The organism is Nostoc sp. UHCC 0252 (assembly GCF_034931145.1).
GTDB lineage: Bacteria > Cyanobacteriota > Cyanobacteriia > Cyanobacteriales > Nostocaceae > Nostoc.
Genome location: NZ_JAYGHE010000070.1, coordinates 1 through 14,985, shown reverse-complemented (window position 1 = coordinate 14,985; position 14,985 = coordinate 1). Strand labels below are relative to the sequence as shown.

Genomic DNA, 14,985 nt, shown 5'->3' with positions numbered 1-14,985 from the left:
TTGGGAAGTAATGTCGGATTTAAGAGCGGAATTAACAGAAATTTTGGATGAGGCAGAGTGGGAGTGGCTAATTCCTCATGTGCAACGAGATGCAGTAATTTTGGTAGCACCAGAGTTAAACCTGGTGGATGTTGGAGTAGCGATCGCCAGTGATAACATCCCATCAGTAGAACAGTGGATTGATGAGCAATTAATTACCAAACCCACAACAGTACAAGTGGGAGAATGGAATCTTGATCGCAGTAAGCGATTTAATACTCTCATCGTTCAGCCTTACGTTTTGGTGAAGGAAATAGTTGCTGCTTAATCAATTTTTGCTGCGTTTTCGCTCGGAGTTTGACTCAATAAAAAACTTATGTAGCAAAAAGTACACCGATATATAATGAAGTGAAGGTAAGCAGAAGGCAAATGTACCTCTTGGCTATTTACTAAAGCAAAATTTTCTCCTTTAAGATTTAGCCATCTAGCAGCTAGAATTGTTACGATAATTTCAGATTAGATGTTGAAACCTTGATCCAATCTGAGACCTTAGAACTATTAGAATGGCATCGCCTTTGCCAGCACCTTGCCACCTTCGCGGCAACTAAGCTGGGGGCGACAGCTGCGCGTCATCTGAAAATACCCAATTCTCAGATCCAAAGCGAACAGTTGTTAGAGCAAACCAAAGAAGTCTACCAACTGGAAACTCGCCTCACCACGGGACTTTCATTTGAGGGAATTCAAGATATTGGCGATTCCTTAGAACGGGCAGAACGTAGTGGAGTTTTGGCAGGAGAAGAACTGTTAGCGATCGCCACCACCCTCGCTGGTGCTAGAAGTTTGCGCCGTGTCATCGACAATCAGGAAGATTTGCCGATATTGACTGAGTTGGTTGCCGATTTGCGGACTTATCCAGAACTAGAACAAGAAATTCACCGATGTATTGATGAACGGGCCCAGGTAACTGACCGCGCGAGTCAAAAACTGGGAGAAATTCGCACAGATTTGCGGCGAGTACGCAGCCAAATTACCCAAAAGCTGCAAAATATCTTACAGGCAAAATCTGGGGCAGTTCAAGAACAGCTAATTACGCAACGAAGCGATCGCTTTGTCATCCCCGTAAAAGCACCGCAAAAAGATGCCATCCCTGGTATTGTTCACGATACCTCTACCAGTGGTGCAACTCTTTACGTAGAACCTAATTCGGTAGTGCCTCTAGGCAACCAACTGCGGCAAATCATCCGAAAAGAGCAAGCGGAAGAAGAAGCGATTCGCCGCGTTTTGACGGAACAAGTAGCCGCAGTCAAACCAGATTTAGAGAGATTGTTAGCGATCGCCACAACTTTGGATTTGGCAACCGCTAGATCGCGTTATAGTTACTGGCTAGGAGCAAATCCCCCACGATTTATCCAGCGTCAAGACAGTGAAACCATTACCTTACGAAACTTACGGCATCCTCTGTTAGTTTGGCAACAACAGCACGAACAAGGGCAACCAGTAGTTCCTGTAGATTTGCTGATCAATCCGCTAATTCGGGTTGTAACCATTACCGGGCCAAATACTGGCGGTAAAACTGTAACCTTAAAAACTCTAGGGTTAGCAGCATTAATGGCCAAAGTGGGTTTATTTATTCCCGCCCGCGAACCAGTGGAAATACCTTGGTTTGATAAAGTGCTAGCAGATATTGGCGATGAACAATCTTTGCAGCAAAGTTTATCCACATTCTCTGGTCACATCCGCCGAATTAGTCGGATTTTAGAAGCATTGGGGAATTTGGGGAATGGGGAATTGGGAATTGGGAATGGGGAAGAACAGAATTTAGAAATACCCACTCCCCAATCACTGGTTTTACTCGATGAAGTCGGCGCAGGAACCGATCCAGTTGAAGGAAGTGCCCTAGCGATCGCTTTGTTGCAATATTTAGCTAACCATGCCCAACTAACGATCGCCACTACTCACTTCGGGGAACTAAAAGCCCTGAAATACGAAGACGAGCGGTTTGAAAATGCCTCTGTAGAATTTGACGAAAGTACTCTCTCGCCTACTTACCGCCTGCTGTGGGGCATCCCTGGACGTTCTAATGCCTTAACTATTGCTTTGCGCTTGGGATTAAAACCAGAAGTGGTACAACAGGCAAAAACTCAAGTGGGAGAGGCCACAGATGAAGTTAACCAGGTGATAGCTGGGTTAGAAGCCCAACGCCGCCGCCAGGAAACCAAAGCAGCCGAAGCCCAAGTTTTGTTGCAGCAAGCGGAACGCTTATACAAAGAAGTATCCGCAAAAGCCGCAAGTTTGGAGGAAAGGGAAAGCAGTTTGCGGGCTTCACAGGAAATAGCAGTCCAACAAGCGATCGCCCAAGCAAAAGGTGAAATTGCCCAAGTGATTCGCCGCTTGCAGAAAGGTACGCCCACAGCCCAGGAAGCCCAGCAAGCCACCAATGCTTTGAATCAAATTGGCCAGCTTTATCAGCCAGCAACGCCAGCAAAACCAAAAGCTGGATTTATGCCCAAAGTAGGCGATCGCGTCCGTATTCCCAAACTCGGACAGATAGCGGATGTAATCACCGCCCCCGATGAAGATGGCGAGTTAAGCGTTCGCTTTGGGCTAATGAAGATGAACGTAAAGTTGCAGGATGTAGAATCTCTAGATGGTCAAAAACCCGAACCAGTTGTTAAAGCCAAACCAGCCCCAGCAGCAGTAACCCCACCGCCAGTTGTCCCAGAAATTCGGACTTCCAAAAATACCATCGATTTGCGTGGTAAACGGGTAGCTGATGCCGAATACATTTTAGATAAAGCCATTTCCGAAGCTACAGGCCCAATCTGGATTATTCATGGGTACGGTACTGGGAAACTGCGACAAGGAGTTCATGCATTTTTGCAACAGCATCCCAGAGTGAACAACTACGAACCAGCAGAACAAGCAGATGGCGGTACTGGTGTTACCGTTGCTCACATCAAATAAAGAGCAAGAATGCTATGTTACTTGAACTCAATCAACTAATTGTTAAAGCCGGTCATCAGTTGTTGATTAAAGATGTCTCCTGGCCGGCATACAAACGAATTTTAGCAGAACTAGGAGACAATCGCAGTTCGCGCATAGGTTACAGTCAAGGGATGCTGGAAATAATGGCTCCATTGCCAGAACACGAAGTAGCTAAAGTTATTATTGGGGATTTGGTAAAAGTTTTATTAGAAGAACTCGATTTGGAATTTTGGAGTTTAGGTTCTACAACTTTTGATAAAGAAACTATGGATGCTGGGGTAGAACCCGATGATTGTTTCTATATCCAAAACGAAGCTAGAGTTAGGGGTAAAGAAAGAATCAATTTAGAAATTGACCCGCCTCCAGATTTTGCTATTGAAATTGATATTACCTCCCGTACTCGTTTCAATAATTATCAAGATTTGAGAGTACCGGAACTGTGGCGATGGAATGGAACAAAACTGGAGATAAATGTGCTGTTCAATGGTAAATATCTAGAATCAAATACCAGTTCTATTTTCCCTAATTTACCAATTCAGCAAGTAATTCCCGAATATTTGATGCTAAGTAAAACCAATGGCAGAAATACGACAATCAAAGGATTTCGTGCATGGATAAGGCAGCAAATTAATAGCCCGATTTAGTTCAAACCTTTTTCAAACAATGTCTGAGGGTTATCAATATCTGCACTAGCAAAAACATCTGCGGATTTTTCGGTTTCGGATAATTCTTGCTCTATAAATTCTCGTGTTAAACCAGACGGGCTAAATCGCGTTTCTACCGGAATCCCATATTTATCGCTAAGAGTACTCCAAGTAAAAAAATGCTCAATTGTCATTGCGAGCGAAGCGAAGCAATCCCAGCCCTTGCGATTGCTTCGCTTCGCTCGCAATGACGGGTTTTGGATCATTTATTTTTTGGAACACTTTAAGAGATTCGGCTACTTCAGTCAGGCTATCGCGTAAACTACCAGCACCGTATAGACTAACCGCCAATGCCTGAGTTGGTATCACACTGACAGCACAAGGTATCAGTGAAAAGGCAAAAAAATGCTTTTTCATCGTTATTATATTATTGCGTCGTTATTACTACTCAGTGAATTATCTAGAACTCATACTTAAGTATGGAGTTTGGCAAACGTCTAAAACATTACCGCTATCCGTCAAGGTGATTAGTTAGTTTTGATATGTATGTGGTTTGCGATTAGAGTTATAGTACCAACTAAGTTGGATTAAATCAATTAGCCAACATCTTCAAACGTTGACTTTACAAAATTTTTAAGTTTGTGGTTGGTTTTAAAGAGACATCAATCGTCCTGATGTTGTGCAGCCTGCCTTGAAATAACAGGCTGCATACAAGCAAAACTCCTGTCTAGCAGCAAGAAGCATCTTGAGCAAACAACCAAAAGATTTGTATAGTAATTATGTATACATCAACACCAAATAATAAACATCAATAAATTTCAAAATTTAAACCACAAATAAATTAGGAGGCATTCTACACAATTACTTAGCGCGAATTAACAGTTAGCATTCAAAAGATAGTTTATTTATACTCTTGTACGGAATTAGCAGTGAAAGTCGGGTAAACCTTAATTAGAATTGACACTTTTCTACTTTGTCGAAAATAAATTTTCATCTAGAGTAGGACAAAGATACATGCTGTTTACCACATAAAAAAATCTACCCGAAGTCTCTGGCTTCGAGCTATGGGAAACCAAGCTTAAAACTTGAGAGTCTGGTTTCAAAATGGGTAACAGCAACATCCTCTATCAGCTTGATCACCTATGCTAAAAGTTATGCACTCGGCCGCCAACTCAGCCACTCCAAATTCCCAGTGGGAGGATTTAATCAAGCTTCCAGCCCCAAACACAGTTCAATGGGATAACATCAAAACCCAATTAGACTTGGTGCTGTTGGCGCTAGAAACCTTAACTGGGATTGGTTCAGAGGCTATGCTTTCGGCGGCAAATGATCTGAATTTAGAGTCAAGAGTGCCAGACCGCGTAGCTTTATGGCGACTGCGCCAATCAAATCCGCTACGCAAGGGTCAAGGAGGGCGAAAAAAGTTAGATGTCGAAGAAGCGCGATCGCTTGTTCTGATCATCTGCTACTTAGCCAAACAGCACCAAGAATTGATTCGCCGCGCTGTCGGTTTGTTAGAACAAATGGCAGAAAATAACCGGGAACCTCACCAGGCTGCTTTACTTGGAGACTATATTGATGCTTTTTGCAACACCTACCAAGAGCGGATGGAAGAGGACGAGCAAATCTCAACAGATTTACTAACCAACCTGGCATTAAAACTGCTTGTAGATTTACTTTTTTACAGTGCCCCCGGTGGGCATCGCCGTCTCTGGCTAGCACTTATAGACCGTTCGACAAAAATTTAGATTTGAAATTTGAAATTGCTCAATCAAAATTCGCTTGTGATTTATCTGCTAGATCGAGAAACCCTTTTGATAGTCGTTAGCCCTTGGGCGATGCACTCTCAGAACTGCTTTCTCCTGGCACAAGATTAGATAACAGAAGAAATCTAACAAACTTTTGAGTGGAGGAATCCACCGTTTCAACTTTTCTTTGCACGCAACTGGCTTAACTTTTTGCAAAATCCTAAATAGTCTTCCTCGCAGTTCCTGCTATGCCTCTATCAAATTCTGTCATTCGTCGCTACACACCCCCTACTTGCACGTTAGAAGTATACGCGCAAAGCTCACCCCTGTCCCGTTGGATGGGGAAAACTGTCCTCAAACACCTAAGTTTTGAGCTACGTTTTGATGATCCCCGACTACCAGAAGAACATAGAGTTCCAATTCGGGGCGATCGCGATCAACTTGAAGCTTTATGTGATGCAGTCACAAGTTACGTACAGCAATTCCTGCAACAACCTCCAGAAAGCTTTTGGGTCAGTTTCTCCAGTACTCAAGAGTCACATCCAGCGCTGGGTGAACTGGAATCAAAGTCCTCAACCCAAACATTAAATTCTTTTAGTACTCAATTTCCTGGGGCAAATATCCGATTAGAACCAAGCAGCTATTTAACTCACAATTTATTTCTCGGTTCTCTCGCCAACTACTCATCCGGCCCCGTAATTCAACTCACTCTGCTGCAACTATTCGACTTGGCTAGTGCTTTAGATGAATACTCAACTGATATCATGGCACTCCCAACTCTCAACAGCACTTCGACTCTGAGGTTCCCTGCTTGGGCACCTGTTGCCGCAGTATTAGTATTAGGTGTAGGTTTCTTACCTCTTACTTGGCAATATGCTAATACCGTTAGGAACGAGCAACAGCAGACAGCCCAAACATCAGATCCAGCAGCAGTAAAGGCTGCTTTGGAAGCTTCACCCTCACTAAACTTCCCCACGCCTGAACCTGGACTTATTACTCCATCGGATAATTTGTTAGGTTCCACTCCTCCACTTTCCACATCCACTTTGCCCCAAGCACCTTTAACAGTCCCTAATTCTAGTTTCTCTGCACCGCCACCTCTATTGCCAAATGCACTGACTATACCTCAAGGAACGACTTCAACCACTCCTACCAATAGAGCGAGCGCACCATCGAACAAAGTCCCAGGCCAGGAAATAGCCATACTACCAAATCTAGGACAGAACTCTACAGGGTCAAATCCCCAAACTGGTACTCTCCCCCAATTGCGGAATTTGCCACCCAGACTATCTTCCAACACAGGCAGCTTGCCAACTAATATCTCACCAGTTCTTCCCCCCTCTCTTGAGAGCATACCTAATAATAATCGTGGCAATATCTCTACCCAAGCCCCCCCATTAACCCCACAACAGCTAGACGAAAAAATCAATTCCTTACAGCAACCTCCTGCTGGAGAAAAACCTGCTTCACAAATTCCTACCTCTAGAACTGCGGAGAATAATCCATTTATCGATCAGTTAGGGGACGGACGCAAACCCCCCACATCCAGAGAAGTGGCTACTGGTACATTATTTGATACACCTCAAGTAGCAGAAGCGAGAACATACCTAACTAAGCGTTGGCAACCACCTGCCGGATTAGGACAAACATTAGAATACAGTTTGATAGTTAGTGTTGACGGCACTGTTGAACGAATTTTTCCCCTTAATAAGGCAGCAAGAGAATTTGTTGATAGCACTGGTATGCCTGAAGTTGGTAAACCTTTTGTTTCCGCCAATACACGCGGACAAAATGTCAGAATTCGAGTTGTTCTCAGTCCTGATGGGAAGGTACAGACTTTTCCAGATGAATAATTAAATTAATCTCTTTAATGCCACTCATACAACTGGTACAAACTTTGTGCCAGTTTCTATTTATTTTAATTGCTCTTAAGCTTACTTTTTAGAGTCCAGTTACCAAACTGGTCTTACTCTTCATATCAGTAAACCTACCATTGAATACAATCCTTTTAACACCAATTTTACAACATTCAACTACAGATACAAGGCTGGAAACCCAGATGATATCTGATGGCTATTAATTAATAATTGGTATAAATACACTCATATCAAAGGTAGGCAATATGCAAACAATTGGTACTCAAAAAGACAGCCCAGCTTGGGTTATTCAAACTTGGGCAGCTTTTGTGATTTCTATTTCTATGACCACCTTCGGCATTGTCAACTTACCTGTAAATGGCTGGGTAAAAGGATTTATGGGCATGGGTATGGCTTTCTCTGTTGGCTCAACTTTTACTTTGGCGAAAACGACTAGAGACTTGCATGAAAATAGAAGATTAACCGCTAGGTTAGACGAGGCGAAAGTAGAAAAATTACTTTCACAACACGATCCTCTAAATTTAAAGTGAAGGCAACCATAACAATTTTGGATTAAAAAACTTTACTGAAAAGCTGTCAGAAATTAACTATATTACGAAAAGCAAAAGGACTGGGTAGATCCAGTCCTTTATTATATTAATTTAACGTTTTTATCTTAATAACGGGATTTTTTGGTCTTTAACTTGCGCTTTTTACGCCGGCGTTCGCTAGCAGCAACTGCCTGTTCTACCGGATAACCGACTAAAGGAATTACCTGATATTTGCGCTCTTCTTCTAATTTTTTGAGTTCAGTGTAATCAACCCAATGAATGCAATCAACTGGACAAGTGTCAATTGCTTCTTGAATAATTTCCTCAGCATCCCCATCTTGGCGAACCACGCGCGATCGCCCGTAATCTGGTTCAATGTAAAAGGTGTTACGCGCAACATGAGCGCAATGCTTGCAACCAATACAGGTGATTTCATCTACATAAACACCATTTTGGCGCAGCAAGCCGCCCAATTCCGGTTCTAAACCAGAACGTTCTGGGGCATCCCTTAAAAAACCCCCTAATTCTGGTTCCAAACCGGAACGGTTATCTTCTTGTTCTTCTAGCGACGGCAAAAAATCAGCCATTACGCACTCCAGCGCTGTACTACCAGGCGAATTGAACCATCTTCATTTTTTTGTTGTTCAGAAACTTGAAAACCAACACGAGCGGTTTCTTTCACAACTGTTTGATAAGCATAGCGCTGTGTTACTTGGCGCAAAAATCCATCTACGGACAAATCTTGCTGCCAGTATTGCAAGTCAGCCACCAATTCATATTCTTTGCCATTCCATCTAAAACCGATGTCATAGCCATTTTCCTGCTCAATACTAACTTCCGCAGGATGGGTTTGACCGCGATAGCCACGTACTTCGCGTGGGCCGGGTTTCCAGTCTAAGCCCAATTCAGTCAAAGCATCTTTCAAAGAATCAAGGTTACGGATTTGAGTCTTAATTTGGCTAAAGTGTGACATGGTGGTTGTGAATTAATAACACTAAACTACTGTGAAAACTTACCAATCGCTGTAAGTGGTGTGTGTATTCGCCACATTAGATTGCTGCACCTTCGCGGCGAAATATTCTGAGGTTGGCTCATGATTAAGTACTTGCCCCAGCTGTGCCTCTATTGCTGCTGTAACTTCAGCGCAAGAATTACCCACAATGCCAGTGACTTTCTCTTGTACCCGACCGTCTGGATAGATTATGAACTCTAATGTCTCCATTCTTTTGGTCAACCAGGATAAGTACGCTTAAATTGTACTGTTTTAGCAGAAGGCTAAAAATATAGCCGTAGGAACATTTTTAGATACAAACTCGCCATTTGTTAACTAATGTTCCATCTTTCAACATATATATCTCAGAATCTTTACAAAACTTATTAGTATTATAAGCACACGCATCAGTATTTAGTTAGTTTCTCTTAACCTCATTGATTAGTCAAGGTAACTACTGGAGCTAGCCAAGTAAGCTGCAAAAGTCCTAAAAATAAGCATTTAGAGGGAATATAGCCAGCAAGGAATTTACAAAAATATAAAATTTATTGAAAAACTTTATCATTATCATGAAATTTGCCCTATTCCTCCAGGGTTTCCCGCAAGATAGTAGCTATCATCAACGGTGTACATGCTCCTGGCTCACCAGTCATGATGCGATCGCTAGCTTTAATATCTAATTTAAGTGATCGCTTGGTGTAGTAAGATATTATGCTGCTTGACTACGTAACAACCTTGAATCACCTTCCATAGCAATTATCTCGAAACAAAAATCCATCTCAAGAAATAATTCCCAGTAATCTTTTTTACACTGGATAGCCAACCTTATTAATCACAATATCTTCAAGTTTGGGTCGAAATTAACCAAAAATACATCAAATCGATTGACTACCACTCCCACTCCCACTCTAGATGCTCCCACTCTGTAGTTACGCCATCATCAAGCAGTACATTGTCGTGTAGCTTCGCCATTCTTGCAAATGCTTCATCCCACCCCTGACGCGATTGAGAGGCTGCACGGACAATTAGGTGACAATCTTGAATTTCAATTTCCACCTCTTCACCAATACCACTTTGTTCCAGCAGAAGTTTATTGCGATGCTGTTCGTCAGCAAAATCATCAAATGAACGGAATCTACCCGCTTCAAAGTCTTCTAATCCTTGCTGAATACCCTTAATAGCTGCTTCAGAGTCTCGCACCTCCCACTCTAGGACAGCCTCTAGCAATTGTGTTGCAACGAAGCTGATATCTTGTCCTTGCTGTGCGGCTTTCTCGCGCAGTCGTACTTCTAACTCTGAGCTAAGGGAAATAACGATCGCCATAATCAGAATATTTTGCGGAAGGTTTATAGATATGATTTTATTTCAGAATATCTGATAAAGCTGCGTAGGCATCGCTCTTAGCACAACTACTTATGCTGTCACCATTGATCGTACTGAATCAGGGGATGCTGGCTCAAAATGTAACACCATAATATGCTCTGGGCGTAAACCGACAGATTCATAAGTGCGTCCAGAGCGATCGCTAAATTCAACTTCAAATGCAGCACCGCCAGCTAATAATTTTACTACTGTGCCAACTTGACCACGGTACAAGTTGTATTCAGGCAGATCAATTGTCAGTGCTACTACATCCAGCAACTCAATTCTACTTTTATTCATCTTGTCTCCCTTCCAGATATTACAGAGGATAGCAGGTTGTTAATTTTGAGGTATTAGAACCTTCTTCAATATGCAACCACTGCCAATGATCACACTTTTGTAAGGGTTTGGGGCATATTTATGTTTCGTAATATTATAGTTTTGTTTATTCCCATCGATTTACTTAATTATTCAATTCTGATAGGTGTATTATCTGTATTGGAGCAAAGCCTCTTGTTTTTTGAAATTTCATTCTACACAGGAAATTAGACATTGAATCTGACGGATCAAGTGTATCAAAATTAAGATTTTCCAGAATATTTCTAGAAATTATAATTGATAAAATCGGTTCTTGCTGTGTATGGCCTGTTTGCGAATCAAACAATTCACCTATGCTTGTGATTAAAACTGTCTGGACTGGTAAAATTGCAAATAATTCTCTAGCTATACGTAATATACAACCGCAAACATAATCTTGATATATTTCATAAAATTTTGTTTTTGGCATTTTTTTACTTAAGAGTTTACCTGTTTTACTTAAAGTTTTTATTTCTGAAGGAATAGCTTTTTCACTGTTGACGTGAACTGTAACACCCATAATAAATTTGTCAAGAAGATCGAATTCAATTAAACTTCCTAATTCGCTGATATCATCAAATGGTCTCTCCATATCAATTACATCAGTATATGCTTCAATATTCCCGGCAATAATCTGTTTTGATAAATCAACTAGACTTTGCCAATTTTTATAATCTTCACTATATTCTGACAGTGCATTTTGGTAATTTAATACATCCGTTTTTTTACTTTCGGTTACTGCTTTTTCTAAGGCTGATTGCTTGGCTCTAACACGTCTAAATAACTTGTCACAAAGCGTAGGCTTAAATTGAGATAGCTTAAGTTTAGCAGCACATTCATTATCATTTAATTTCTCAGGCTTTACTGGTGGTTGGGAATCACGGATTAAAGACCATTCCCATGCTTCACCACACTCTTTATGGACTGACAAAAGGCAATCTATACGGTTCTCGTAAACTTGCACTTCGTATGCAGCAAGTTCCAATTCTTGCATTTTTGCTCGTAGCTTTGACTCTTTTGCAAGTTCTCTCATCTTAATTGCAGATTGTCGTTCCTGGCGACGTTGCTCTGCTTCCCTTTGACGTTTAACTTTTTCTAGGTGACGCAGACCCTTCATAATGTCATGGCCTAATCGTCGGGCTGCTAAATTGCTTGCTCTTGTGGCTCGCGTTGCTCCCCCTCTACCGTCGTAATACCATCCCATAAAGATTATCTATAATCAATTTAAGTTTTCAATATGAAACAATCTGTAATAGCTTTTTAGATATGTTACTTATACAGCTTGAGGCTGTTCATAAGAAGCTACAATTGCCTTGAATTTTTCAGCGTACTGATAAATTTCATTGAGGTTATCGATAGAAACTTTGTCTGGTACTCTATTCCCATTTGAATCTATTGAGAACATTTCTAATTTCTTACAACTTGGGTTATTGAAATGCAAACGAACAATCGGTTTCCAAGTGTTCCCATCAAGCAGAATATTACAGTAGCTCGCTGTATCTTTGTATGTTATCCTTGCTGGATCTAATACCTGACGTAAAACCGACTTAAGAATGTAATATCCTTCACGCTCGTCATCTGTAAACTCAGGTTGTTTGATAATCGGTTCTGGTTTTATTTCTGGTTCCGGGTTTACAGTCTCGGCTTTCGTTTTTGAACGTCCTGCTGCTTCATCTAAAAGGGTTTCAATTTCCTCACGAATAAATTCTTTAATAGCCCTTTGTGTATATCCAGTAAACTCACTTTTTAATTGCCCTACAAAATTATTACCAGGGCATAACTCTTTGAAAAAATATTTAACAAATTCATCACTGGGCGCTTCAACTTGCTTTTTAAGCAGAGTCTTAATACCACCTACATACTTTAACTCCGAGGCGGCTGTAATAGCTTCATCAATATTAAATGCGGATTTTGTTAATTTATAGAGTTCGCGGATTGCTGATTCATTTAAATTAAGTAAGTCTAATTCTAAAAATGGAGTTTTATCCATTTTATTAGGTTTTTCTAAGTCAGCATATAACTTGTAATTTACCCCATCTGTTAGTATACCAATGCGAGCTTCAGTCGCCATAAAATATGCAAATAACTGACTCCATTCACGATCATTCTTAAAATCTGTACCGTAACGTTTGCACTCAATCAGGATTGCTGGTTGACTGTTTTTGAATATTGCATAGTCTAGCTTGTAACTGGTGCTAGCTCCCACATTTGCATCATACTCAGGCATAACTTCATTTGGGTTAAAGGCATCATATCCCAAGATTTGCTGAATAAAAGGCATAATTAGGAAGTGCTTTGTAGCTTCTTCAGTCTTGATGCTATTTAATTTTGTAGGGATTGTAGATGCAAAAGCTTTGACTTGATCAACGAAATCCATGATGTGATGCTCCAAGACGTTTGTTTATGGCTATGTAGGCTATGAAGTTATAATTCACAAAAAACCTGAATAAATAACAGAAATTGGAGTACAACACTGATGGGGTAACGCATCTTATTTTTATAATGCTTACTGGACAAAGCTTTCAGCCATTATTTAATTTAGTTGCTAAAAATTGAAACCCTTATTGCACAAGGGTTTCAGAATTTAAATTTGATGCTATTTCGCGTGAAAATTTGCTCAAGCCTAAATCACTCAGCAAGAATTTCTGGTGAAAAAACTGATTTGGTTGGAGAAGAAACCAGGATAATGAAGCATAATTAACCTTTATAGCTAAAAGCTGTCAGCCATCAGCCACAAGCTGAGATGGTAAAGTTTGAAGGCTTGTGATTCAACTTAAGTAATTGACTATGAGTACAGCAAATATTTCGCCAGCGATACGCATTGGAGTACTAGGTTTCGGCGGACTCGGACAAGCCGCCGCCAAGGTACTTGCTGCTAAACAGGAAATGATTTTAGTCGCCGCAGCAGATCAAAAAGGTTACGCTTATGCTGCTGAAGGTTTAAATACTCAAGAATGCATTGCAACCTATCAGTCCCAAGGTTCCGTAGGTTATTTGGAGCCAGTTGGTACATTAACAAATCAAAGTATTCAAGATGTAATTAAAATAGCTCAACCTGTAGATGGGTATTTTCTGGCTTTACCCAACCTACCAAACGATTTTATCCCTTCTGTAGCGAAAGAGTTTATTAAATCTGGTTGGCGTGGGGTGCTAGTGGATGCGATTAAGCGCACCACTGCTGTAGAACAATTACTGGCGATGAAAGAAGAACTGCAAGCCGCCGGGATTACTTATATGACAGGCTGTGGTGCAACACCCGGATTGTTAACCGCCGCCGCCGCATTAGCCGCCCAAAGCTACGCTGAAATTCATCAAGTCGAAATTACCTTTGGGGTGGGGATTGCCAACTGGGAAGCTTACCGCGCCACCGTTCGGGAAGATATTGGCCATATCCCTGGTTACACAGTGGAAACCGCAAGGGCAATGACTGACGCAGAAATAGAAGCACTACTAGATCAAACTAATGGCGTGCTTACCTTGAAGAATATGGAACATGCTGATGATGTGATGCTAGAGGTAGCGGGAATTTGCGATCGCGATCGCGTTACTGTTGGTGGTGTAGTCGATACTCGCAATCCCAAAAAGCCCCTTAGCACTAACGTTAAGGTAACAGGGCGCACCTTTGAAGGCAAAATTTCCACCCATACCTTTACTCTAGGAGATGAAACCAGTATGGCAGCTAATGTCTGCGGCCCTGCGTTTGGCTATCTCAAAGCTGGTAGACAATTGCATCAACGTGGCATTTATGGAATATTCACTGCTGCTGAAATTATGCCCCAATTTGTGAGGTAATAGTTAGGAGAGACGCGATTAATCGCGTCTGTACAGGATTTAGGAGTTAAAAAACTAAACTTGAGACTTAAAAATCTCTGGTTTTGTTTAAAAGTTGCAATTGAAAACTCTTAACTCCTAATTTTTTCTAATAAGCTGGTGGAATTTCTGGACAAAAAATATCTGTCACATCCTCTTCAAGCAGCAAATCTGGTGTTTGTATAATAAATGGAAGTTCGGCTCCTACAAGTCCTCGTTGGATACGTTCTAAAGTATCACTAAAAACAACAAATAGAGGATATATAGTATTAGCTCCCTCACTTAAAATATGACTGTGGCGGAGAGGCATTAACCATTCATAATCATTGTCCAGGGAAACTTGCGTTTGTCGCCAACGTCCTAACAAATCAGAAAAGTCTTCGTGAGGGCGATGAATAAAGACTAAAATTTCGGCTCCCGTTTTGATTTTCCACTCTGGATCGCACATCAAAATTGCTACATCACAGGGTAAGCAAATCGTTTGTGGAGTCGTTGTCGCAGTATTGCGAAGACGGACAATTGGCAAGGGGATAGTGATGACACTTTCATCTGGACGGCGCAGGCTGGGAATCATCTCCAAGTATGGCCGATATTGCTTTAGTAAGGCGATCGCAGCTAAATGATTGCTGTACTCTGCCAAACTCGCTTCGTAGTTAGATTTTTGCACAGTCATAGTTTATTAATTAGTTAGGAGTTATTAGA

The 14,985-nt window shown here is 41.3% G+C and carries 18 protein-coding genes; 8 read left to right on the top strand and 10 right to left on the bottom strand.

Annotation, left to right across the window (positions count from 1 at the left end):
• Window positions 1-10: 10 nt before the first annotated feature.
• The 3 genes from VB732_RS28110 to VB732_RS28100 all read left to right on the top strand — a co-directional run bounded on the left by VB732_RS28110 (window position 11) and on the right by VB732_RS28100 (window position 3,608).
• Window positions 11-307: a DUF2288 domain-containing protein gene (locus VB732_RS28110; RefSeq protein ID WP_323234164.1), complete on the top strand. Its 297-nt coding sequence runs from the start codon at window positions 11-13 to the stop codon at window positions 305-307.
• 203 nt (window positions 308-510) lie between these two features.
• Window positions 511-2,943, top strand: coding sequence for an endonuclease MutS2 (locus VB732_RS28105; RefSeq protein WP_323234163.1), 2,433 nt, complete (start codon window positions 511-513; stop codon window positions 2,941-2,943).
• A gap of 14 nt (window positions 2,944-2,957) precedes the next feature.
• Window positions 2,958-3,608 (top strand): Uma2 family endonuclease, encoded by a 651-nt coding sequence (locus VB732_RS28100; RefSeq protein WP_323234162.1) that lies wholly within the window; start codon window positions 2,958-2,960, stop codon window positions 3,606-3,608.
• Here the strand turns inward: VB732_RS28100 and VB732_RS28095 are convergent.
• Window positions 3,605-3,802: a hypothetical protein gene (locus VB732_RS28095; RefSeq protein ID WP_323234161.1), complete on the bottom strand. Its 198-nt coding sequence runs from the start codon at window positions 3,800-3,802 to the stop codon at window positions 3,605-3,607. The two genes, VB732_RS28100 and VB732_RS28095, sit on opposite strands and share 4 nt — an antisense overlap.
• Window positions 3,792-4,025: a hypothetical protein gene (locus VB732_RS28090; RefSeq protein WP_323234160.1), complete on the bottom strand. Its 234-nt coding sequence runs from the start codon at window positions 4,023-4,025 to the stop codon at window positions 3,792-3,794. Before VB732_RS28090 ends, VB732_RS28095 begins: the two co-directional genes overlap by 11 nt.
• Window positions 4,026-4,750: 725 nt before the next feature.
• Between VB732_RS28090 and VB732_RS28085 the strand changes: the two genes are divergently transcribed.
• The 3 genes from VB732_RS28085 to VB732_RS28075 all read left to right on the top strand — a co-directional run bounded on the left by VB732_RS28085 (window position 4,751) and on the right by VB732_RS28075 (window position 7,763).
• Window positions 4,751-5,356, top strand: a complete 606-nt coding sequence (locus tag VB732_RS28085) for a DUF3038 domain-containing protein (RefSeq protein WP_323234159.1) — start codon at window positions 4,751-4,753, stop codon at window positions 5,354-5,356.
• A gap of 248 nt (window positions 5,357-5,604) precedes the next feature.
• Complete coding sequence (locus tag VB732_RS28080; protein WP_323234158.1) at window positions 5,605-7,209, top strand: DUF4335 domain-containing protein; 1,605 nt, start codon at window positions 5,605-5,607, stop codon at window positions 7,207-7,209.
• A 269-nt stretch (window positions 7,210-7,478) separates the two neighbouring features.
• Complete coding sequence (locus VB732_RS28075; protein ID WP_323234157.1) at window positions 7,479-7,763, top strand: YiaA/YiaB family inner membrane protein; 285 nt, start codon at window positions 7,479-7,481, stop codon at window positions 7,761-7,763.
• A gap of 125 nt (window positions 7,764-7,888) precedes the next feature.
• On the opposite strand, the gene VB732_RS28070 is transcribed toward VB732_RS28075, so the two are convergent.
• From VB732_RS28070 to VB732_RS28060, 3 genes are read right to left on the bottom strand one after another with little or no spacing between them, the layout of a single operon-like run.
• Window positions 7,889-8,350: a ferredoxin gene (locus tag VB732_RS28070; protein ID WP_323234156.1), complete on the bottom strand. Its 462-nt coding sequence runs from the start codon at window positions 8,348-8,350 to the stop codon at window positions 7,889-7,891.
• Window positions 8,350-8,736 (bottom strand): DUF1257 domain-containing protein, encoded by a 387-nt coding sequence (locus tag VB732_RS28065; protein WP_323234155.1) that lies wholly within the window; start codon window positions 8,734-8,736, stop codon window positions 8,350-8,352. The genes VB732_RS28070 and VB732_RS28065 overlap by 1 nt, the downstream gene beginning before the upstream one ends.
• Before the next feature lie 39 nt (window positions 8,737-8,775).
• Complete coding sequence (locus VB732_RS28060; RefSeq protein WP_094328129.1) at window positions 8,776-8,985, bottom strand: DUF2997 domain-containing protein; 210 nt, start codon at window positions 8,983-8,985, stop codon at window positions 8,776-8,778.
• Between the two features lie 345 nt (window positions 8,986-9,330).
• Between VB732_RS28060 and VB732_RS28055 the strand changes: the two genes are divergently transcribed.
• Window positions 9,331-9,456 carry a hypothetical protein gene (locus VB732_RS28055; protein WP_323234154.1) on the top strand — a complete coding sequence of 42 codons (126 nt, stop codon included), beginning with the start codon at window positions 9,331-9,333 and terminating at the stop codon, window positions 9,454-9,456.
• A gap of 186 nt (window positions 9,457-9,642) precedes the next feature.
• On the opposite strand, the gene VB732_RS28050 is transcribed toward VB732_RS28055, so the two are convergent.
• From VB732_RS28050 to VB732_RS28035, 4 genes are all read right to left on the bottom strand, one after another.
• Window positions 9,643-10,077 carry a hypothetical protein gene (locus VB732_RS28050; RefSeq protein ID WP_323234153.1) on the bottom strand — a complete coding sequence of 145 codons (435 nt, stop codon included), beginning with the start codon at window positions 10,075-10,077 and terminating at the stop codon, window positions 9,643-9,645.
• A 90-nt stretch (window positions 10,078-10,167) separates the two neighbouring features.
• Window positions 10,168-10,416, bottom strand: a complete 249-nt coding sequence (locus VB732_RS28045) for a DUF4926 domain-containing protein (RefSeq protein ID WP_323234152.1) — start codon at window positions 10,414-10,416, stop codon at window positions 10,168-10,170.
• Between the two features lie 163 nt (window positions 10,417-10,579).
• Window positions 10,580-11,677: a hypothetical protein gene (locus tag VB732_RS28040; protein WP_323234151.1), complete on the bottom strand. Its 1,098-nt coding sequence runs from the start codon at window positions 11,675-11,677 to the stop codon at window positions 10,580-10,582.
• 69 nt (window positions 11,678-11,746) lie between these two features.
• Window positions 11,747-12,850, bottom strand: a complete 1,104-nt coding sequence (locus VB732_RS28035; protein WP_323234150.1) for a type I restriction endonuclease — start codon at window positions 12,848-12,850, stop codon at window positions 11,747-11,749.
• A gap of 410 nt (window positions 12,851-13,260) precedes the next feature.
• On the opposite strand from VB732_RS28035, the gene bioU reads away from it, so the two are divergent.
• Entirely contained in the window at window positions 13,261-14,265 is a 1,005-nt protein-coding gene (gene bioU / locus VB732_RS28030) for a (S)-8-amino-7-oxononanoate synthase BioU (RefSeq protein ID WP_323234149.1), read from the top strand.
• A 127-nt stretch (window positions 14,266-14,392) separates the two neighbouring features.
• Here the strand turns inward: bioU and VB732_RS28025 are convergent, their stop codons facing one another.
• Window positions 14,393-14,956 (bottom strand): hypothetical protein, encoded by a 564-nt coding sequence (locus tag VB732_RS28025; RefSeq protein WP_323234148.1) that lies wholly within the window; start codon window positions 14,954-14,956, stop codon window positions 14,393-14,395.
• Window positions 14,957-14,985 lie beyond the last annotated feature (29 nt).

Excerpts from the sequence above, each read along its gene's own strand:
- VB732_RS28095 (WP_323234161.1), bottom strand. The coding sequence starts at position 3,802 with ATGACAATTGAGCATTTTTTTACTTGGAGTACTCTTAGCGATAAATAT.
- VB732_RS28075 (WP_323234157.1), top strand. The coding sequence starts at position 7,479 with ATGCAAACAATTGGTACTCAAAAAGACAGCCCAGCTTGGGTTATTCAA.
- VB732_RS28025 (WP_323234148.1), bottom strand. The coding sequence starts at position 14,956 with ATGACTGTGCAAAAATCTAACTACGAAGCGAGTTTGGCAGAGTACAGC.
- VB732_RS28110 (WP_323234164.1), top strand. The coding sequence starts at position 11 with ATGTCGGATTTAAGAGCGGAATTAACAGAAATTTTGGATGAGGCAGAG.
- VB732_RS28045 (WP_323234152.1), bottom strand. The coding sequence starts at position 10,416 with ATGAATAAAAGTAGAATTGAGTTGCTGGATGTAGTAGCACTGACAATT.
- VB732_RS28090 (WP_323234160.1), bottom strand. The coding sequence starts at position 4,025 with ATGAAAAAGCATTTTTTTGCCTTTTCACTGATACCTTGTGCTGTCAGT.
- VB732_RS28080 (WP_323234158.1), top strand. The coding sequence starts at position 5,605 with ATGCCTCTATCAAATTCTGTCATTCGTCGCTACACACCCCCTACTTGC.
- VB732_RS28060 (WP_094328129.1), bottom strand. The coding sequence starts at position 8,985 with ATGGAGACATTAGAGTTCATAATCTATCCAGACGGTCGGGTACAAGAG.
- VB732_RS28070 (WP_323234156.1), bottom strand. The coding sequence starts at position 8,350 with ATGGCTGATTTTTTGCCGTCGCTAGAAGAACAAGAAGATAACCGTTCC.
- VB732_RS28035 (WP_323234150.1), bottom strand. The coding sequence starts at position 12,850 with ATGGATTTCGTTGATCAAGTCAAAGCTTTTGCATCTACAATCCCTACA.
- VB732_RS28050 (WP_323234153.1), bottom strand. The coding sequence starts at position 10,077 with ATGGCGATCGTTATTTCCCTTAGCTCAGAGTTAGAAGTACGACTGCGC.
- VB732_RS28065 (WP_323234155.1), bottom strand. The coding sequence starts at position 8,736 with ATGTCACACTTTAGCCAAATTAAGACTCAAATCCGTAACCTTGATTCT.
- VB732_RS28085 (WP_323234159.1), top strand. The coding sequence starts at position 4,751 with ATGCTAAAAGTTATGCACTCGGCCGCCAACTCAGCCACTCCAAATTCC.
- bioU (WP_323234149.1), top strand. The coding sequence starts at position 13,261 with ATGAGTACAGCAAATATTTCGCCAGCGATACGCATTGGAGTACTAGGT.
- VB732_RS28040 (WP_323234151.1), bottom strand. The coding sequence starts at position 11,677 with ATGGGATGGTATTACGACGGTAGAGGGGGAGCAACGCGAGCCACAAGA.
- VB732_RS28100 (WP_323234162.1), top strand. The coding sequence starts at position 2,958 with ATGTTACTTGAACTCAATCAACTAATTGTTAAAGCCGGTCATCAGTTG.